The sequence below is a fragment of the Fulvivirga marina genome (assembly GCF_016775155.1).
GTDB classification, from domain to species: domain Bacteria; phylum Bacteroidota; class Bacteroidia; order Cytophagales; family Cyclobacteriaceae; genus Fulvivirga; species Fulvivirga marina.
On sequence record NZ_JAEUGD010000067.1, the window covers coordinates 73,861 to 96,018 of the forward strand.

Consider the following 22,158-nt stretch of genomic DNA (forward strand, 5'->3'; position numbering starts at 1 on the left):
TGGTTAAAATTAATGTTCATTAAAGCGAGGCTGCCAGGTGTCTTGCCAAATATTTGGCCAGGCACACAAGCGTAAGAGTTGGTGTTACTCTGTCAGACTCTGGTAATATGGAGCCATCGCAAACGTACAGGCCTTCATATTCGGTCTGTAGTTTTTCATCTATATGCTCCTTGATCTTGATAGTACCCAATGCTCCTCCCGATATGAGGCCCGTCTTAAAGATCTTTCTGGCTCCGGCATTTTTCAAAACCTCATTAGCAGCATCTATTCCTTTCAGTAGTTTCCTATGGTCTTCCTCAGTCAGCTTCTTGCTATACTTTCCTTCTTTTGTCAGTTCTCCACCAACCGGCTCTTTAACCTTAACGGTTATTCCCACGTGTTTAGGGTATGAGGCTATTCTCAAAGGTTTGGCTGAAACAAGCATACCCACATTAAACAAGAATCTGTGGAAATTGGCATCCATCAATTCTATTTCATCGTCCAGTTTTGCTCCCATACATCCGCAAAAGTTCTCTGCTGAAGCCAGCCCCGGGATAGAGCCTATCAAGCCAATGCTTGGATTGATATAGAAACCATGACTTACTACGTTCTTAATACCACTGTCTTTAAGAATAATAGGTGTAGCTAAAGAACCAGCGGCGAGTATTATTTTTTCGCCATAAGCCTTGAGTACTTCCTTCTTTTTCCCGACGGTATACTCAACACCAATGGCCTTCTTATTATCATGTAGTACCTTTGAAACGATGGCTTGATTGATAAGTGTAGCTCCATCTCTCAATGCACTTTCTATAAAGGTTCTGGCCTTCCACTTAACCTCATAAAAATTTTTACTGTTGAACTTTGACTGATCTACTAACATCAATTTCTTCTTCCAGTCATACCCCAGATCTTTGGCACTCTCTCCCAGTTTCTTAGCCTGATCACCTATCAAATCATCTGATATTTCACCTATCGGAATCTCTTTACGAGCTTGCTCTAGATCTTCGGTGAGGTCTATGCCCAGATTTTTAAATGTTTTAATGGGTGGCAGATCCGCTACGGCTAGATACATGGCAGTGGTTCCTCCTGTTGTAAAAGCACGCATATCCTTTAATTTGTCGGTAACACGCACTTCATTAGAAATCTTTGCATACCCCATTAGGGATTCTTTCAATGGTTCGTTACCTCCACGCTCCAGAATTAGCACATTCTTATGCTTCTTGCTCAATTCCTTTGCAATGGTAGCGCCGCAGGTTCCTGAACCCACGATGATAGCATCAAAGTAATTTTCTTTGTTGGAATATTTCATTTATATGTGGTTAGTATTGAGATCTGCTGAATGTGAGTTTGAGCTTAACCGTGGCACCACTGGTTGTGGTGCCACGGCTACCGGACACTATTTAACTCATCCCTCACAACGATCCTATTTCAGGTTATCGCGAAACTTGGACAGGTTCTGCTCCCTGAAAGCAAAATCTTCCAAAGTCCTGGTAGTTAAAAATTCGTCAGCAACTTCTTGATCAAATGCTACAGATACCATGCTCATCATACTGATCCTTCTTGTTGCAACATTATTCATGGTTAATTTTCTTGCTACCCATACTCCATCAACTTTCTCAACATTTGACACAGTCAGCTGCTTGTGGAGTTCTCCCTGTACATATAGGTTTTTCTTTAAGCTGATAAACCTCTCTTTATCTATCCAGGAAGTAGTTTTACTGTATTTCGATTTTTTCGATCTTTCTTCAGTAGGTGTATACTCTATAACCCATACTTCTCTACCTTTATAGGTCTCTTCACCCTTGATCTCAAAGTTATATTCATTAATCTTCAGGTCTTCCATATCTTCCAGAGAGAACTCCGAACCGAAGAAGCTTCCGCTATCATCATTGCTATCGCTGCTTGTTGCCAGACGCTTAACTTTACTTAGAGCTGGCAAGTATATCCAGCTATCATTATCCTTACCTTGCTCTCCATATTCATAAGTCAGCATACCCACACCTTGCTCTTTTTTGGGCTCTAAGATGATAGATACTGAGCGACTGTCCTCGTTCTCATCACCATAGTTTTTGGCAATGCTTTCCAATACTTTATTTCTCGGCTCATCAGTGCAAACTATCCTTCTATTGGATATGGTGTATTTGCAGGTAGAAAGCTTTATTTTTTGGACTGATGAGGTAAAAGATCCCTTGGCAACCTTTTGCACCTTCTTCATAATATCTTTAGCCGACTGCGTTGACAGCGACCTGATTGAAAATGACGATATCAAAACAGCCAGAACAACCAATACTACAATCTGATTCTTTTTCATTATTTGCTCTTTTAGATTGAAAGAATGTTTAATACTATTCTTGTGGTCAGACAATTTTTGCCTGACCTTAATAAGGTACTCTTTAACAATTATCAAACTGGCTCCATCATAACTGGTCTCTGATATTTCACTCCTTTGAACAATAACCAAAGGCCAAAAGACATCTCCCCAATAAATGAAAATAACAGGAAGATTGATGTAACCATAGAAAGCGTTGTATTATCCGGTAGCAGGAAGTTTTTCAAACTCTCCAGCAAATGGCCGAAACAGCCAACCATCATCAACACTCCAGGAATTTGCGGAAAAAACCGCGATTTAAATACCAAATAACCCAATACCAATAGATGAAGACCAAAGAATATGCTCCATATGTATTCTCCATATTTATGCACTTGAATGAACAACATCACAAGCGCTTCCAACTGCTCCGTATCAAACGCTGCCAGATAAGATGCTCCACTTAACAGGATCAGGATCACGAAGTAATTCAACACATTGATCCCCATGATAAATGTCATGGCCAAGCGATACACTGCAGCTATCATGGAAAGCCTGTTACTTACATGCTTGAGCAATTGATATAGAAGTATAGACAACACAATCTCACTCAAAAACACAATGATATCACAAAGCAAGCCAAAGCGGAACATCATGCTGTTATCCATAATATTACTAACTGTGGTGGATGCGCTGTCTTCTACAAAAAGTGTTGAGGGTACATAAAGGATGCTAAACATGGAGCACACAACAATCACCAGATACAAAATGCCTGCTGCTCTGGTAGTTATACGGTTAGATAACTGCTCGAAATTGTTTTTCATTATCCTACTATTAAATCAATATTTGTACAGTTACAAATTCAGTTCAGAAGTTCACCTCGTGTTTCAACTCTAATTCTGAATACCTTCTGTATCTATTGGCTCCTAATGTTTAGCTTCCTTTTTAATGACCAGAAAAAACTATGCCAGAAAGTGGCGAAGTTTAATCTTGGACCACCATTTTCTTTTCGATTTTCATCTCTCCTTTTTTCTGAAATTTAGGTTTGAACACCATGATCAGGGCAGGTAATAAAAACAGGTCACACATTAAAGCGGAAAATATAGCGATGGAGCCGAATTTTCCAACGTTGGCTGTTCCTTCCATTTCTGAGAAGGACAATACTCCAAAGCCTAACCCAAGTACTAAACTAGTAAAGGTGGCAGCCTGTCCTACTTCTTTAATGGTATGATGTAATGCCGCTTTAATATCACCGCCTTCAAGCTTGAGTTTATCTTTATAACGACTGATAAAATGTACGGTGTCATCTACTGAAATACCCACGACCACAGGAAGCAGCAACAGAATATCAATATCTACAGAGTTACCTGTTAGCCCCAAAAGTCCCAGCGTTAACAATGAAGGAATAAGGTTGGGGATAATGGCTATTAACCCTCCCTGTGGTGATCCGAAAACGAAAATCAACACCACGGTAATCGTGATCAGTACTACTACAATATTCTGCAATCCATTACCTGCAATGATCTGAACAAACTTCATATTCATAGGAAGTGCCCCGGTGATAGAGACTCTTGTATCCGGGTATTGTTGTTTAAGTTCTGATATGGTTGCATCAATATCTTTATGCATGCGTTCGTAAACTTTCATGTATTTATGAGAGCCTACATTGTACAGCTGCACAGAGATGTGTGATTTGCTGTAGTTATCAGAAACCTGTTTTCTACGATCTTCAGGATTGGCCATGTTAAACATGAAGAGGGTTTGGGCCAGCACATTCGGGTCATCAGGGATAACATACATTTCCTTTCTTCCTTCGTTCAATGTTTGATTGGCTTTTTTCACCACTTCCACTAATGATGAAGTACTAACCACTACTTCCCCATAGTTTTTCTCAAGAGTACGCTGTAATTCATCTATTTTCTTCAATACCATTGGGTTCTCGAATGCATTGGCCTTATCGAGATCCAGATAGATCTCCATGTTAAGGCTTCCCATCATTTTTTCGTCAATAATTCTCGCTGACTCTCTGTAAGGGTTGCCTTCTACAAACTGGTTAGCAATGTTGGTATCTACTTTCAGCATAGTTGCTCCATAGATTGTAATTCCCAATACCATCAAAAAGAAAAAGATGATACCTACAGGATTTTTTTCAACGATGAGCAATACATTGTTTAATCTCTTTTGAAGGAATACTGAGAAATTAGGCACGTACTTACCAGATGAAAAATTGAGCTTCTTTTTCTTTGAGCGATCATCTTTGCCTGGCGCCCATGCATCAAGCATTAATGGCAATAGGAAAATAGTCAGGATACATGCAAAAGCAACACCCGCAGCAGACATGATACCAAAAACCTGAATACGAGGAATAGGTATGATAAGACATGCCAGCATACCAATGATACTGGTTAGTGCTGTAAGCATGATGGCTTTATTGGTTGACTGAAATACCTTCAACACTGATGTGCGACGATCGTAGCCCTGGTTGCGGAAAAACAAGAATCCTGAAAATATATGTGATGCATCACATACTCCAATAGTCAGGATCAGCATGACGGTCAGCATTAAGAATACGGTAACCTCTACTTCCATCCAACCTGCCAGACCTATGGTCCAAACGGCACTCATAATCACTATTAAAAGTGACCAGACCACGGCACTGAATGACCGAACAAAGAACCAAAGTAATATCGAAATGATCAGTAATAGCCCCAAATATATGGGACCTGCTTCGCTGCTCGCAATGGTCTGCTGCTCGTAAGCCAAAGGTGCATTTCCTACGGCATAATAGTCAAAGTGTTCTTTATATTCGGGTTTGTATAAAATGGCGTTGATCTCCTCCATTAAAGGAACAAGCTCACTCAAATCTGCATGTTTAAAACGTACCCTCTCTTCTGATTTCTTTACTTCAGCATCACTAAAGTCTTCAACAACTAGTTCGTCCAGTGCTTCCAACTCATCTAGTGTTTCCAGCTCATCCATTGCCAGCTCTTCAGGTTCTTCAAATGACTCTCCTTCCGAGTCACCAGATGACTCCTCATCCTCCAGAAGTTCGGTACCAAAGTCTGTTTCGATGAGCATTCCACCATATTTCATGTCTTTTGAGAAGAAAAGCAGTGGGAATGATCTCTGAGTCTGGGCTAGCTTGCGCAGCTCCTCTATCTCTGCCTGAGTCTCGGGAATGTTATCTCCTATCAGTTGCCTTGAAACCAACACATCCCCATCAGCCATTAATAACTGAGCATTAAGGATAGTATTGACCTTTACGATATGCTTCAACTGAGTGGAATCACTTGCATATTTTTCAGCAATGATGTCTTTATAAATTCCCTTTATTGTTTCCAGCGATTTAGGTGAAAATACGTCTCCATCCTGCGGCTTGTAAACAATGTAAACACCTTCATTACTCCCAAACTGAGCTTTAAACTCATCCATGGCAACTAAAACCGGGTCTTCTTCCTTGAACCACCCCTCAATTGTCATGTCAAACTTGGTTTTGGGTATTCCCAAGAATGTAAATACTGTAATAGCTACAAAAACTAACCAGACAATCAGTCTTCTTTTCCGAACCATGTCGGTAACATTTTCCAAGAAATGCGGTTTGGGGTTCTTACTCATAATTACACTTATTACGGATTCTTTTTTTTACTATGATCCAATGGATTTTAAATGCATACAGGCAACAAGTTAAAATACCTGTCACCTGCTATTAAATATAGTTATTATCTGCTTACGCTTTTGAAGCACGTTTTTTCTTTGTAGAGGCTTTCTTCGGTCTGCTTTTATCGAAGAAAGTGTTGACTTTTTCAGCAATTTTCTTGCTGTTGTCTTTATCTATCACTGAAAAATGGTTTGCCTCAATCGGGAAGATATTGACTGGCTTGCTCAATAGCTCGTTCCAGCCGTAATCTTCCGATGCACTTTTATAGGCATCAATATATCCCTCGCTGGCCTTGAAGAGCAGAACATCTACTTCTCCGGATAATTTTGCAGGTTTGTAGTCTCTACAGAATTTATCATTGGCGATGGTTGTATAAATACTTGCCGCCAATTGTTCTTTAGGGAAATTAAACCCGAGGTCTTTGATATTGTCGTAGATATAGTCAACAATCTGATCTTCGGGAACCTGCTTCAATTGCTCTGCATCAAGATGAACATTATGACCTGAGGAGTTTATAAATATGGATTTAATACCTTCTACCAGATCATCGATCATATGGCCACTGGGCAATAAAGGCGACATACAGTCAACAAGGATCAATGACTCTACTTTTTCTTTCTGTTCAAGTAATATCCTAGCCATTTCATAGGCTATTGTACCTCCATTGGAGAAGCCCAACAAACGGTAAGGTCCTTTAGGCTGAACCTCCTTAATGGCTTCGATATTAGCTTTTGCTATGGCTTCAACGCTATCCAGTGAAGCTACTTTACCTATAATACCTACAGTCTCCAATCCATAGAATGGCTGACTTGTACCCAAAGCTGAGATGAGGTGTTGAAGTGTTATCACATTGCCATCTGCACCCGGTACGGCAAAAACAGCCCTTTTCTTACCTTTCGCCTGCATAGGGACCAGTATTCTTTTGCTTAGTGCCTCTTCACCTTCTTCGGTGTTCCCCTTCTTTGCTCTACCATTAGACTGGCCTGCCTGTGCCTTATCTTTGGTTACACTTACCTTTTTAATCTTATCGGAATAGTTCTCACCCAAATATTCTGAGAGTGTTTTCACCTCTGAATAATTGAATAAAATGGCAGGTGAAATATTAATCTCCAACAGGTCGTTGATTTGTGCTATCATAGTGATCAGCCCGATGGAGTTCATACCCAGATCCAGGAAGTTGATATCATCAGCAATTTCAGTCATTGGTTTTTGCAGCTGCAGGGCTATTTCATGTTTCAGAAACAGCTCTACTTTTTCAGCAGGCTTCATAGAAGTGTTTTCCTTTGTATCTTCATCAGTAGTATAGAAAAACCACTCCGCCTCTATTACGGGTGTGCCATTGGCTTTGGCTGTCTCTTTTTTGGTTTCTGCTACTGGCTGCTTAGCCATCACAGGTTTTGCTGCGCCACCATCAATTTCGATCCAGTACTTGTCTTTGGCAAAAGGGTAAGAAGGCAATGACACGGGTTGTGCTTTTCTGTTTTCCCAGATTACCTTCCAGTCGACGGGAAGTCCACTGATCCATAGCTGGGCTAGTTGCTGCCATTGTGCTGCCTGAAGGCTTTGGCCAACCATCGTATTGATCATATCTTTTGTCAAGATATTTACGATACGGTTTTCTTTGGTTAGATTGATATTTCCAGAGAAGACACCTTTCTTTTCAAGTGATGTTTCTTTTCCGGAATCTTTAACCATTTTCAGCTTTTCGAGCAACTCTGACTGTGATGAAGCTACAATAGCGAGCCTCTCATCCATGGCATCGCGTCCAACCTGTAAGGTATAGATCATGTTGGCAAATGGCACTTCAGCACCACTAGCTGACAGGTACTCAATATATGCATCTATATAATCATCCAAGCGTTGGCCATCCTTTGCAGAAAGCACAAATAACTGTGGAGATGCTACAGTTTCATCATTTGAAGCATCATTCTGATTACGGTACTCTTCCAAAACGATATGCAGATTAACACCGCTATCGGCAAAAGAGTTAAGCCCTGCCCTGATCGGGGCACCATTTTCTCTGCGTAGTTCATCAAAAGCCAACTCTTTGTTAGCAATATATAACGGGTGAGACGGGCTATCAATATCCATAAAGGTATTGATTTTCTCTCCTGAGATAGTCATTGGAAACTTTCTATGGTGCAGCGAAAGTGCCAGTTTAATAAAGCTAGCCAGTCCACTAACGGCTTCCAGGTTTCCTATATTTCCTTTCACACTTCCCAATGCACAATTTTTCTCTTTTGCTTTAATACCTTTGAATACATTTTTAACGCCTTCGTACTCAAATGAATCACCCCATTTTGTAGCATAACCATCTACTTCAATGTAGTTAATGGACTGAGGATTTATCAAAGCTTTTTTATAACAGTTGGTAATGGCACTGGTAATAGCCTCATGTTTAACCTCCGATAAGAAACGGGCGTTTCCTCTGTTGCTTTGATGACTAGCTTTGATAACGCCATAAATTCTATCATTGTCTCTTTCGGCATCTTCCAATCTTTTCAATACTACAGCTGCGACACCTTCTCCTCTGGTGTAACCATCGGCGTTGTCATCGAAAACCCCGCATGTACCGGTGGGTGACAACATACCATACTGAGATAATGAGATGTAATCATCGGCAAACAGGTTTAAGGAAACACCTCCTACTACGGCTACGTTACTTTCCTGATTGGCCAGTGAGTAATATGCCCGATTGATGGCTACAGCCGAGCCTGCGCAGTTAACATTGACAGACTCGCTAGGGCCATAAAAATCAAACAAAAATGAAAGTCTATTAGCCAGATAATATGTTGGGCTTGATGAAGTAAAGACAGGCCCATATTTGCCAACAGGTATTTTATCAATATTCTTTCTCAGGTAATTCTCATACTCTGAGTATTCATAGGCTACGTATACACCGGTATCTGACCCGGCAAGGTTTTGAGGTGCAATGCCTGCATCCTGAAATGCTTTGTAAACCTCCTGCAGCAACAGCCTTTCCTGAGGGTCTATCAATAAAGCCTCTTCAGGATCAACTTTAAAAAAGTCAGGGTCAAATCGATCTATATCGTTGATCATGGCCGCCCATTTAGAAACCGTCTTGCCAGGTGCAGCTGCTTCTTCGTAGTACTCTTCCCAGTTCCACCTTGACTTTGAAATTTCTCTGATGCTGTTCTTCTTATTAATCAGGTTATCCCAAAATGTCTCAGTATCCGGTGCATCAGGAAAATTACAACTGATACCCACAATGGCTACATCACCCGTTTGACGCTGAGGCCCGGCCGTACTCTTTGTTACTGATGCGTGTTTTTCTGCTCCATTGGTTCCATTTCCGTTATGCGGGTGAATGGTGTCATAATAGAAGATCAGGTCATCAGTATGGTGTGTCAATAAAGTATCAACAATTTCATCTACTGACCCGAAAGAGCGGTATGAGAGATCTATGTTATACTTCTGACGGATGTAACTTAACAGCTCCTGGTAAGACTCTCTCACCAGCCTTCTTCCACCTCTGGAAGTGCGGCTTGAAGTAATTTGTCGCCCTGATGTAGAACTACTATCCACATGCTTTACAACCTGTGGTTCTGGTTCTGGCTCTGGCTCAACAGGTGCTGCAGGTTCGTTCGCCTCATTGACGCTGGCTGCACTATCAGCATCCTCTCCATATATTTCTTCTTCAAGCAAATCTGCCAGCTCTTGAATATTGCTCACATTTACGAATTTCGAAGGAGCTAAAGTAATGTTGTATTTCTTGGATATCTTGTTGATCAGCTCCATCGAAATAATGGAGTCAATACCGAAATCTTCGAAATTAGCGTTAACATCAAGTTTCCCTGCAGGAAGCCTCAGTGTAGTTTCGAAAATGTTTGTTATCTCTTGTAAGACACTTTGTGTTGTTGCTACCGTCATATCGTGATTCCTTTCTCCTGGAAGTTTTTCAAATCAGAGACAATCAAATTTCTTAGTTTTTCCATTTGATCATCTTTCTTAGGTTCTTGTACAGGTTTATTTTTGATTTCTGCACGAGCTGGTATTTCAGCTTGTACTTCTTCTTCAGCCTCTTCTTCGTCCGACTCGTAGAAGAAGCTTTCTTTCAGTAAAGTCTCCACACTTTTCTTCACTGCCTTCACTATGGTCTTGATGTCTTTATCACTATGTGCCGTAGTCAAAAAGCAGTTACCTGAAGGGCTGGTCTCTACACCATTCATCCTCATTAAAACCATTAGTAGTTCTTTCACTACACCATTAGGATCATCAAGGAACTTGAACCTGAATAATGAACTGAAATACTCAATAACTATAGGTACTCTTTTTACTTTGAAGAACGAGTTGAGTTCCTCGCACATGAGCCTGGTTTTTTCATTCAGAGCTTGTAAAAAGCATGCATCCGGCTCACATGTTTCATTCCCTTCCGCGGAGCATCTGTTTTTGATCTCTGTAAGTATGGCAAGTGTAGCAGCCAGCTTGATTGGGTTTCTGGTATGTGTACCAGCCATCAATGCTTTTTTAACACTCGGCATGGAGTTATCGTCATAGCCAAATACACCTCCATCTACAAAATTCATATATTTTCCTGGTCCTGCGATCATACCTGATGGCATTCCTCCTGCTGGTATTTTACCATAGGTGGCGAGGTCTCCCTTGATTTTCCATAGGCCTTGCACACCATTACAGCAAGCCCTGAAGCCGGTGATCATTTCATCCATGATCAGAAGGATATTATTTTCCAGGGTCAGTTTGCGTACCTCTTTCAAAAATTCTATAGGTTGGTTAGCCGGGTTTCTTGATTGGACCGGCTCTACCAAAACACCAGCAATTTCGTCTGCCCTCTCTTCAATAACATTGAGATGGTCCATGTTTCCATAATCAAGTACAATGAGTTCATCAGCAAACTCCTGCAGCATACCAAGTCCCATAGCGATGCTGTTGCCAAACTGGTCTTTGGCTGCAAGTACAGCATCTGATAAGCCATGAAAGGCTCCCTCAAAAATTACTATTTTCTTCTTTTGAGTAGCTGCACGGGCAATTCTTACAGCCCACATAACAGCTTCAGTGCCTGACTGGGTAAGCAGCACACGCTCGTGACCAGTGAGCTCACTAAAGAGCTTGGTCACCTGAGGTAACTCCTCTGTATAACCTACCAACGGATACCCTCTTTCCAGACGGCTCACTATGGCTTCTTTAATGAATGCAGGCTGGTGTCCAAAAAGATTAACCCCATTGTCGCTGGCTATGTCAACGTATTTATTTCCATCAATATCATAAAGGTATGCACCATCACCTTTATCATAAGTAAGGTGAAATTGTAGTGGCTTTAAAGCTTTTTTCAATCCACCAGTCTTTCTCTGGTCTACAAGATGAGACTGATGTTTTGAAGCACTCTCTTTGGATTTCGGGGCAATTTTGGCAAGTTCCTGAGCTAGTTTATTAATGAATTCCTTGTGGCTTTCCTCCAGCTGCAACTCGGTCATTGCCTTGAATGTATTACCCTTTTTATCTGAGGAACCGTTTCCAACTTTTTCTGCGCCATTTGACAAGTGCATTTTCAGTTTGGAAACCATGTAATTCTTCTCATTTTCAGGTAATTCTTCAAAGAGTTTTAAAGCTTCCTTCTTCTCAATCTTCTTTGAAACAATTTTTTCTAGTATGTCATCAATTGCTGTCATGGCTTTAGTATAGATCTTTTAATAATTTATCGAAACTGATCTCGGAGTCTTCTGATTCAGCATATTCTTTTCCGTTGGGATCCTGATCATGCATTACGTTAAGCAGCATTTCAAAATCTTTTGATGTGTCTATTACAGCACGGTTTAGGGCATTATCAAATGCCAGGGACTTTATTTTTATACATACCTTGCCCGTTTCATCGGTCAGGTCAATATCAACTTTCAGTATCCTGTCTCCTGGTTTACTTCCTTTGGAGTATCTCACCCATGCGTACATTTCTTTCTGGCAAGGGTCAATTAACCTCAGTGCCCCGACCTCAAATGGCAAAACAGGCTGGTCAGACTGCGGGCTAATACCAGTCAATAAACTGGTGGCTAATTGCAGAGCACTCTCCATCATACTTGGGTGAAGCCCAAAATCTTCATGGTTGCTTTCAACAGCCTCAGGTAGAATCAAGCGAGCGAGTATCTGACCATCTCCCTGATAAAGCTCACTGATACTTTTAAGCGTAGGGCCATAGTTCATGCCCATTTGCTCTAAGCTTTGGTAGAGCATTTCATGATCTTTTGGTTCCGCATCAAAGTGAGTTTTAAGATGCTCAATGTCAAGTTGAACTGGAGCCGGCCCATTGCTATAAGCAACTCGTCCACGACAGTGGATAATCTCTTCTTCTCCTTCCATGCTGTAAATCTCATAGTCAATTTCCTCATTATCATTTTCGAAAAGAGCAATATTGACTTTCTTACTCTCAGGAATTTCGAGCAGTTGCCCCCATGAAGTACTGTACAGTTCCAGACCTGTATTGTCTGTATCTGGCAATGCCTTTTCTACCGCAACACGTGCCATTTCCAGATAGGCAGTAAGTGGCATTACATTTTGATCCTGAAGTTTATAATCAGAAACGAAAAACTCTTTATCACTGAAGTTTGACGTGTAACTCTGCTGACTCAAAACTGATGAGTTATAGTGCAACATCGGGTGAAGCTTCTCAAATTCTCCCAACGTAGGCTTTTCGCTATTCTCTATGTTAAACCAGTATCTCTCACGAGCAAAAGGATAAGTAGGCAAGCTCATACGTCTTGGCTTTCCATCCTTATACAGTTGATACCAGTCGACTTCAATACCCTTTACCCATGCTTCAGCCAGTTTTGAATAATCTTTATCTGTGAAGCATTGACTTACAAGTGCCTCTGCCGAGTCATGGTTTGCATCTGCTTCAACAAACTCAGAGCCGCTTCTTTGAGTAATACGCCCGAAGTAAACATCTTCTATCTTTTCCTCCTCATTGAGGTAGCTACTCAGTTTTTCTTTCAACTCATCACGAGAGTTCACCACCAGGCCTAAACGCTCTACCATCTCATCTCTACCCACCTGAAGGGTAAATGCCAGGTCTGTCAGGTTATCATCGTACTTTTCAACATGTTCTAATAGCAATTCAGCATATGCTTTAAGCCGATCTTCATTTTTCGCTGAAAGAACAACTACATAAGGTCCTTCATATGTTGCGCGAGGTTGCTCTTCCTTAGGGATATATTCTTCCAGAACTACGTGCGCATTAGCACCACCGAAACCAAAGGAGCTGACCCCGGCCCTTCTCGGAATAGCGTTACCCTGATCATCAATAAACGGCTCCCAATCTTTGGTTTTGTCTACAATGTAAAGCGGGCTATCCTTCAGGTTAATATATGGGTTAAGCTCTTTAAAGTGTAAGGATGCAGGTATCTTTTTATGCTTTAGGGATAGCAATACCTTAAGCATACCGGCAACCCCTGCTGCTGTCTCCAGGTGACCAATATTGGTTTTCACCGTAGTGAGTCCACAATGTGGTTTATCTCCGGGAACTTTATTGCTCCTTTTGTAGAGTTCGGAGAATGTTTTATTCAAGGCCTGAATCTCTATAGGGTCTCCAAGACTAGTACCTGTACCGTGACATTCGATAAATCCTATCGTTGAAGGATCAACCTGTCCTTTTGTATAGGCCTCCACCAACAAGTCTGTTTGAGCTACAGGGTTAGGTGCTGTAAGCATAGTTACGCGACCTCCATGGTTTTCTGTAGTCGCCTTAATCACGGCGTAGATATGGTCATTATCAGCTTCTGCTTTGTCTAGTGGCTTCAGGAAGATAGCTCCTGACCCCTCTCCTCTTACATACCCGTTGGCACTCTTATCAAACGACTTACATTTACCGTCGCCACTTAGCATACCTGCCATACCAAAGGATATGTAAGCCGCAGGTGTAAGCATCAACTGTACTCCACCCACAATGGCCATATCGCTACTACCGGTATGGATCGATTCTATTGCTCGATGTACAGCTATCAGGGAACTGGAACATGCAGTATCCAGCGGTGCACTTGGTCCTCTGAGGTTGAGCAAGAACGAAACCCTGTTAACCAATACAGAATGTGAGTTTCCTGAAGCAGTGTATCCATCAAGAGGAATATGTTTATCGACCAATGAATCGGCATAATCGCGAGTGGCTACTCCAACAAATAATCCTGTTTTAGTACCTGAGAGATCAGAAACTTTGTGGCCTGAATCTTCTATGGCTTTCCATACGGTTTCCAGGAATATCCTTTGCTGTGGATCCATCATTTCAGCCTCTCTCGGAGAAATTCCGAAGAATAGCGGGTCAAACTTATCCACGTCTTTCATGAAACCTCCCCACTTGGAGTTGGTCTTGTTTTTCTCTTTAAAAGGGTCTCCGTCATAATCCTCCCAATTCCAACGATCTCGTGGAATTACGGTGATCAGGTTCCTTTCGTTCTCGAGGTTATCCCAGAACTCTTCAAGATCCTTGGATTCAGGCATAACGCCACTCATACCTACGATGGCGATCGGCTGATCTATAAACCTGCTCTCAGTAGACAATCCCTTACCTGCAGGTTGGGCTACACCTTGATCATCAAAAGCACGGGCATCAAACCCTTTGTTAATGCTAAATGAAACTCTGTCATCATCTGAAGACTGATTGTTCGCAGGTGTGGTTTGAGGTGCCGCTGCCCCGGCATTTGAAGAGGCAGAAGCTCCTGCAACATTGTGAACACTCAACACTTCAGCTTTGTGCTCTCTGGAAATAAATCCGGCAATTTCTTTAATTGAAGGGTATTCGAAAAAGAGTACTGGTGTTACATCCAGCTTATATTTTTCGTTAATCCTGTTGGCATAAGTGGTAAGGCCTATTGAATCAAATCCAAGGTCCAGTAATATTTTATCAAGTTCAATATCTTCAGCATCCACTTTCAAAAGCTCCATAACAAGTTCTGACAGGGCATCCTGAACCAAGTTGAACACTTCTTTGTCTGACTGTTGATCCCCGGAAGCTTCTCCAGCAGTATCTGCAGTATCATCGGCCTGTACCGGCTCCGGCTCTTCCACTTCTTTGATACCCCAGGTTCTCTCTATCTTCTCCTGTACACCTTCCAGCACCACAAACTGGTTCTTGCCAGCATGAAGCCCTTTTTCAAAGGCTTCCAAACCAGTCTCAATACTTAGTGGTTTGATTCCCAGGTTCTTCTTAAAGAATATTTCTGTTTGTTCATCTAGCTGCATTCCTCCGTCGGCCCATAAAGACCAGTTCAAACTGAAGGTCACCCCTGAACGTTCTCCCTGCTCAAAGAGAAACTCTCGTTTTGCAGCAAAGGAATCCATAAAGTGGTTAGCAAATGAGTAGTCGCACTGACCGGCATTACCACCCACTGCAGCCAAAGATGAAAACGTAACGAAGAAGTCAATGTCTTCGCCTTTAGTAGCTTCATCCAAGTGACGTGTACCAAACACTTTTGGAGCAAAAACAGCCTCCATTTCTTCACGTGTCTTGTTCCTCACGTATGAGTCTCTAAGCACACCTGCACTATGTATGATACCATTAACGGCTCCGAATTTAGCCTTGGTTTCTTTAATAAGACGTTCAACATCTTTATAACTGGAAACATCAGCAGACATATAAACTACTTCTGCACCAGCCTTGGTAAGCTCATCCAGTTCAGCCTTACGCTCATCAGACAACTTGGATCGACCGGTAAGCACCAAGCGGGCTTTACATTCATCAGCCAGATAGCGGGCAAAAATAAGACCTAAGCCGCCGGCTCCACCGGTAATGATATATACTCCTTTTTCCTTTAATCCCAGACCATGAGCAGGCGCTGAACTTTCAGCTTCATGCAAAGCAAATTCTTTTACTTTTCTCACATAGCGTTTGCCCTCTTCGTAGCGAACGGTCATAGCTTTCTTGGCAGAAGGATCGAACTCAGCTAAAATCACATCCAGTATCTTGTCATAGGATACTTTGGATTGTTGGATCTCCAGGATCTTACACTGCATTTTAGACTGCTCAAGTTGCAAGGTTTTAGCAAACCCGTTGATAGCCTCATGATGTGGCTGTGTGGTATCCGGGTGACCAAGGTACACATATTGCAACTGGACCTTATCCATTTTTTGCGCTATCAGGGTTTGGCAAAGTGTAAGGAATGCATAAACACCCTTATCCAACGCGCTACCCAAAAAGTCTATGCTGTATTCGGTTTCCTTAACGGATGTATCAACCGGCCATGCAAAGCATATTTTTCCAATAGATTCTTTATTGAGCGATTCAAAAAGCTGCCTGAAATCATCTGGATTTTGCGGGTTGACTGTATAGACCTGGTCTCCAGAGTCTGCATATGCATCTCCGGGCTGTACCAGTATAATTTCTCCTGTGTCTTTAAAGCGTTTTTTATACGCCTTGCGAAGCTTGTCATCAGCTCCAAAAAGTAATACTGCTCCGAGTTTATCGGCCTGTACTTCCTCCAGCTCGAGTGGGGTTTCCTCCCACTCGTGTCCATAGTAGAGTTTTGCATATTCTTCGTCGTCACCTTTTTGATCAGGCTTCTCATGAACACTAACCAACGGCACCCCTATAGATTCTTTGATCCTGGTAAGAATCATTCCATCTTCATCCACAATGAACACATTGACTTTGGATACTTTAGAGTTGGGCTCGTTAACTTTTCTTACATAGCTGTAACATTTAGGCTTGAGCGGTTGTAATACTTCTACTTCATTTATAGAGTATGGCACGAACATCTCTCCGGTTTGTGCTCCCAGCTGTGCTGCCATACCTGCCTGGAATGAACCATCAACTAATGATGGGTGCAGCAGGTAATCATTAAAGTCACTGTTTCGGGATTCGGGTATTTGCAGTTCGCCAAGTATTTCGTCATTATCTTTGAAAATATCCTGAAGTACCTGAAAGCTAGGCCCCAGATCAAGTCCCAGTGACTTAAATAGTGGATAGGCCTCTTTTCCGTCAGTAACTTTTTCGAACCTAGCCTTGATTTCATCAAATCCCTCAATGTATTCCGGCTCGGCCTCTATCTCCTTGTTTGTAGCATATATAAGTTTCCCCTGTGAGTAGACCTGCTTCCCGTTAGCTTCTTCACTGAATACTTCAAACTGAATGGATTCGCCACTTGGTTTAAGCTCAATAAATACATCTTTAGGGACTGAGTTGACCACGGTAAGCGGGCTCAGCCAGAGGATGTTTTTAATTTTTTGTACTTTCCTGCCTGCTGCAAGCTCTCCTGCCTTTCTGGCAAAATCAAGATATGCAACACCTGGCAAAGTTGGAATCTCTGATACGAGGTGATCGTAGATAAAGAAATCTTCGTCGTGGAAAGTTTTCTTAAAGATCTGTCTTTCAAAAGTTGATACGTTGGAATCGATCAACGGATGAAGTGCTGCTGTTGACTGTAGGGCAAGGTTTGGTGACTCTGAGGTGTCTGAGATCCAATGACGCTTATCTGCAAACGGATAGGTTGGTAATGAAACCTTTATTCCTGATTCCAGAGCTTGTATCCCTTGCCAGTCTGCCAGCAGGCCGTCATTCCAGAGTTGCGCCAGTTTGCGCATGTCGCCACTCTGTGAAAGCATTTTAATAAACTCTTCTTTCTCTTTTCTGCTCAATAAACGTGTGATCCCTTCGCTATTTTTCGCCTCACCAGTTATCATGCTATCATCCTTCCTGCCATCAATGAACAGGGTGAGTTTTTGGATCAGCTCTTCCTTAGTTTTAGCTATAATAACCAGACGATGGTCGAAGGATTTTCTACCTACACGAAGTGTATGAGCAATATCTCCAAGGTTAAGTGGTGCTTCACTAGCGATGTCCTTCTCCAGGAATTCACGCAGGCGAAGTGCCACCTGCTTAAGCTGACCTTCATTTCTTGCGGAAAGCGGTATAATCTGATCTTTCGGTCTGGCAGGAGAATCTTTGGGTTGTGAAACAGGGGCTTTATACTCTTCTATAATAACATGTGCATTGGCCCCACCTGCACCAAAGGAACTGATACCTGCTCGAAGTGGGTATTCAATACCATCAATTACCTTAGGCTTCCATTCTTCCACACCTTGCTCTACATAAAACGGTGAGTTATCAAAATCGATAAAAGGATTTAACTCTACTGAATGTAGCGATGGAACCAGTTTTCGGTGCTTCATCTGTAAGAGCACCTTATGGAGTCCCACAATACCTGCTGCTGCCTCAAGGTGTCCTATATTGGTTTTTACCGAACCAATAGAACAGCCCTGTTTGTCGACATTATAATCTTGAAAAGCAGTGGTAAGACCTGATATTTCGATCGGGTCACCTAGTTCAGTTCCCGTTCCGTGAGCTTCTATATAACCAATGGTCCGGGCATCAACTTTTCCATTTTCAAGGGCCGTACTAACTACCTGTGCCTGAGATTTAGGGCTAGGCACCATAAAGCCACTGGTCTTTCCGCCATGATTGATGGCAATACCTTTGATGACTCCATAAATATGGTCTCCGTCTTTTTCTGCCTGATCCAATGGCTTAATAAGAACAGCTCCCACACCTTCTCCGGCCACATAGCCATTAGCGCCTTTTCCAAATGTACGACATACACCATCGGCCGAGAGAGCCCCACCACTTTTGTTGATATCTATTTTACTTTGGTGTACATCAAGGTTAACACCACCTACGATAGCGCTGGAACATTCTCCTTTATAGATTGCCTCACAAGCGAGGTATAATGCACTTAGGCTTGATGAACAGGCCGTATCTATAGGTAAACTGGGGCCTGAAAGGTTAAAAGCATATGATACCCTATTAGCAATACCCCATAAATGTGAGCTGGGGCTTGCAAAGTTACCCTTAAGTTTCTCTTCCGTACCTAATACCTGATAGAGGGTCCATACTGCTCCTACGTAAACACCAATGTTTCTGGGAGCATTGTCTTCTGTTAATGTTTCAGGGTAGTACCCCGCATCTTCAAGCGCTTCCCAAGCCACTTCAAGGAAGAGTCTTTCCTGAGGATCAAGGTATTCAGCTTCGCGTGGCGAAATGTTGAAGAACAGTGAATCAAATTTATCTATGCCATCAATAAAGCCACCACGATACTTCTCTGAGAATTTATTGCGCAGACGCTGTTCGAAACGAGCATCCGGAATATCTTCGATACAGTCTTTTCCCTGAATCAGATTTTCCCAGAATTCGTCCATGTTTTTGGCCTTAGGGTAGCGGCCGGCAATTCCTACAATGGCAATGTCCCCTGTTGTGCGAGGCCTGTTGCCTTGTGAGTCTTGATTCGATCCTGTTTCCATAACCTTGGTATGCTGACCCGTAGCTTCAACTTGTTTTTCAGTATTTGCCTGAGCTGGAGAAACTGAAGCTGTTTCAGATGTTTTTGTGATTACCTCACCTGAGGTATTGTGATATAGTTTGAGTTTAAAATTGACATGGATGTTTCCAAAGTTATCAGCCTGATCTCCTATTGGTAGCACTTCAGGAATGTTAACCATATTACTAAATGCCTGTATCAATCTGTCTTTTATTTCATCTGCTTCTTTCTGCTTTAAACCAACAGGAATAGCCAGACGTACAAGATTATTGATTGTGGTACCTTTCTGCATGCCTACGTTATGGGCACCTCCACGAATACCTGTATTAAGGTATAACCATGAAATAAATGATGATACAGGATGCTCAAATGATTTGAATTGAGGGATTTGTTTAATGTCAATCAATATGCAGTGGCCTACTGCCGGCTGTACTACCGGAATGCCATTTTGCTTTAAGGCACCCCAAATTGACCTCACCATCTGAACCCTGTTTTGAACGCGGGTTTCAATCTTATTTTTATTGCGGAAAGAAAGTGCCACAACTTTTTTATCAATGACATCAAGCCCAATGCCTTCATCCTGTATGAGCGCCTGAACCCTGTTAAAGAGATCAGTATCATTAGTGGCAATCAGACCTCCTTTGTTCACACAGAAATCCTTTGCTAAACTAGTAATCATGGCATCGGCATACGAGGCCATTTCACGAACTACATCCCATACATTTTTACCTGCATATTCTTTTTCATGCTCTATAATGAACAGTGCATTCTCCACGATTCTGGTACTATCAAATACAAGCGGAATAGCATGCTCTGACAATAATGCCTTGACTTGCTTTATATGATCAATGGACACTGGTGCTCCGCCCGCTGCATTGTCATCAGTCTCAATGAGTACGAAAGCTATTGACTTCGGGTCTTCCTCCACCTGTTTTTTAAGCGCATCCCAGTTGAGATTCCCTTTATAAAGTGCTTCTGAATTAAGATTAAAAACTTCCGAGTGTGGTAGCTCTTTAGGTGTAAAGCCATTTTCAATCTGATGAAAGATAGTAGTTGGGAAAAGTATATTTTGTAGTACTACACCTTTTTTCTCCCAAGCCTTACAGAAGGCATGTTCTGCCGTACGGCCTGCCGTGGTCAATGCAAAATGAGAAAAAGGGAATACACTCTTCAGAGTCTCTTCAATACTTATGGGCTGCTGAAGTTGTGTGTAAAGATAGCTTAGCTGATTTTGGATAGCAGGAAGCTCCAGTTGCGCCCATGAATCGGTCTTAAGATCGAATTCAACCTGTTTGTCAGGAATATTCAAAGGGTTAAACCCATAATCAGCAAGTTTAGCGGAACGCTCCACTCCTGCGATCATCATTCCTGGCTTTGCTTCAGATTGTGTTGCTTTTGTAGTGGCTGACGGTTCGGCAACTTTTGGTGTAGGTTCTGTTTTTACCTCCTGTATAGCCGCAGGTCTCTGTGATGGGCCATAGGTATGATTTTCTTCATCTGATGTTTGCATCTTCATAGGATCCGCAATCATCATGATGATATCAGTCACATTATCTGCGCTACTTCCCAAGGCTCTACAAAGGAAAACAGTGTTATGCTCTGGTCTAAATTTATTCTTAAATTGCAGGTTCCCTTCATCGTTAAAGATGTTTTGCTCGCGAAGGTAGTCAAGTGTTTTTTCGAGCGCCGGGTCAGGGTTAGAGGAGGCCTCGAGCTTACAACCATAGGTGCCTCCAAGGCTTAACATACTACATCCCTCAGCAGCTAGTATTTCTACTATATTAACAATAGCATATTCCAAACCTCCTAAAGGCATTTCCTGAGGGTAGAACTCAAGGTCCATCAGGTAACCATTTTCATTGGATGACAACTTGGAAATAAGAATGACGTTTTGTAATACATCATCAAGATAAGTAAGGAAAAGGCGATGTTCTGAGTTTAAATTTCCATTCAGGATCTCATCCTTAACCATGTGGATCAGAGGATTGACCATGGTCCTTGGGGCACACCACTGATCAATAATATCCGCTATACTCTGATCTGTTTGTTTATTGGTACCATTTTTATATTCTTCAGTTCTGCATTTACCTTCACCTTCGAACTTAGACACCTGATAACGCAAACGACGCATCTTACTACCTTTAAGGGTGAATTTTTCGAAATTTACCCTGGATATAACCCCAAAAGGAGTTGAGGAAAATGGAGTACCTCCTATAGCGTCAATTTCTTTAGAGGTAAAGAGGTTAAGCTCAAAATTATGCTCACTGCAATACTGATACATTTCCTCCGCAAGTGTAGAGAAGTAGTCTTCCGGCCCGGTATAAGTATAGACCAGTATAATGTTTTTGCTCCGGCTATAGTTGAAATAGCCTCGTTGGTCACTACCTATGAAAAGGTTGGGAGCAATGTTTCTTGTGCCCCTGGATGATGAGCCCTCGTTTTTGTATTCATCAAAAAGGTCCTTCACCAGTTTGCCTAGTTCCGGATATTTATAGGCTTCTTTCTCAAGTACAGTAATAGGATTTTTATTTGATTCTTTTATCCGATCATCAGTAAGCCTCTCAGGTGTCACTTCATCCTTTGCTGCAGGTTTTTGCTCTACCTCAACAGGGGTAGATACAGGTGTACCATTGGCAAATTTTTTAGTAAGCGTTTCCGCATGTTTATCAACAAAGTAATTGCTTAAATCATCTATATTGAAATTTTCAAAAAGCAAGGTTTTGGGTAAAGTACCAAACTCCTCCTCCAGTTTTTTGATGACTTGCAGTACACGAAACGAATCAATTCCCAGCTCCTGAAATGGAGTGGATGTATCGTGATCTCCAATTGATATTTGAGCAACCTCTGATATAAGGTTTTTAAGATAACTATCTGTTGACTCTAATAATATTTCCTTGTCTGTCATTTTCCTAGCTGAGCTCTATTATCATTAAAATGAGATTAAT

The 22,158-nt window shown here is 41.9% G+C and carries 7 protein-coding genes; all 7 read right to left on the bottom strand.

What is annotated here, in order from left to right; all coding sequences use genetic code 11:
• Positions 1-19 precede the first annotated feature (19 nt).
• Positions 20-1,288: a GMC family oxidoreductase N-terminal domain-containing protein gene (locus JMN32_RS24840; protein WP_202859115.1), complete on the bottom strand. Its 1,269-nt coding sequence runs from the start codon at positions 1,286-1,288 to the stop codon at positions 20-22.
• A 114-nt stretch (positions 1,289-1,402) separates the two neighbouring features.
• The gene (locus JMN32_RS24845) at positions 1,403-2,290 is read right to left on the bottom strand and encodes an outer membrane lipoprotein-sorting protein (protein ID WP_202859116.1); all 888 of its coding nucleotides are present in this window, start codon (positions 2,288-2,290) and stop codon (positions 1,403-1,405) included.
• A 92-nt stretch (positions 2,291-2,382) separates the two neighbouring features.
• The gene (locus JMN32_RS24850; protein ID WP_202859117.1) at positions 2,383-3,111 is read right to left on the bottom strand and encodes a DUF4386 domain-containing protein; all 729 of its coding nucleotides are present in this window, start codon (positions 3,109-3,111) and stop codon (positions 2,383-2,385) included.
• 160 nt (positions 3,112-3,271) lie between these two features.
• On the bottom strand, positions 3,272-5,902 hold the full coding sequence (locus JMN32_RS24855; RefSeq protein WP_202859118.1) for an efflux RND transporter permease subunit: 2,631 nt from the start codon (positions 5,900-5,902) through the stop codon (positions 3,272-3,274).
• A gap of 112 nt (positions 5,903-6,014) precedes the next feature.
• A complete protein-coding gene (locus tag JMN32_RS24860; protein ID WP_202859119.1) occupies positions 6,015-9,836 on the bottom strand; it encodes a beta-ketoacyl synthase N-terminal-like domain-containing protein in 3,822 nt (1,273 codons plus the stop codon).
• Positions 9,833-11,593: an aminotransferase class III-fold pyridoxal phosphate-dependent enzyme gene (locus JMN32_RS24865; RefSeq protein ID WP_202859120.1), complete on the bottom strand. Its 1,761-nt coding sequence runs from the start codon at positions 11,591-11,593 to the stop codon at positions 9,833-9,835. Before JMN32_RS24865 ends, JMN32_RS24860 begins: the two co-directional genes overlap by 4 nt.
• A gap of 4 nt (positions 11,594-11,597) precedes the next feature.
• Positions 11,598-22,118, bottom strand: coding sequence for an SDR family NAD(P)-dependent oxidoreductase (locus tag JMN32_RS24870; protein WP_202859121.1), 10,521 nt, complete (start codon positions 22,116-22,118; stop codon positions 11,598-11,600).
• Positions 22,119-22,158 lie beyond the last annotated feature (40 nt).

Bases quoted from the DNA above. Each gene is read 5' to 3' on its own strand.
- JMN32_RS24870 (WP_202859121.1), bottom strand. From the start codon at position 22,118: ATGACAGACAAGGAAATATTATTAGAGTCAACAGATAGTTATCTTAAA.
- JMN32_RS24850 (WP_202859117.1), bottom strand. From the start codon at position 3,111: ATGAAAAACAATTTCGAGCAGTTATCTAACCGTATAACTACCAGAGCA.
- JMN32_RS24860 (WP_202859119.1), bottom strand. From the start codon at position 9,836: ATGACGGTAGCAACAACACAAAGTGTCTTACAAGAGATAACAAACATT.
- JMN32_RS24865 (WP_202859120.1), bottom strand. From the start codon at position 11,593: ATGACAGCAATTGATGACATACTAGAAAAAATTGTTTCAAAGAAGATT.
- JMN32_RS24845 (WP_202859116.1), bottom strand. From the start codon at position 2,290: ATGAAAAAGAATCAGATTGTAGTATTGGTTGTTCTGGCTGTTTTGATA.
- JMN32_RS24855 (WP_202859118.1), bottom strand. From the start codon at position 5,902: ATGAGTAAGAACCCCAAACCGCATTTCTTGGAAAATGTTACCGACATG.
- JMN32_RS24840 (WP_202859115.1), bottom strand. From the start codon at position 1,288: ATGAAATATTCCAACAAAGAAAATTACTTTGATGCTATCATCGTGGGT.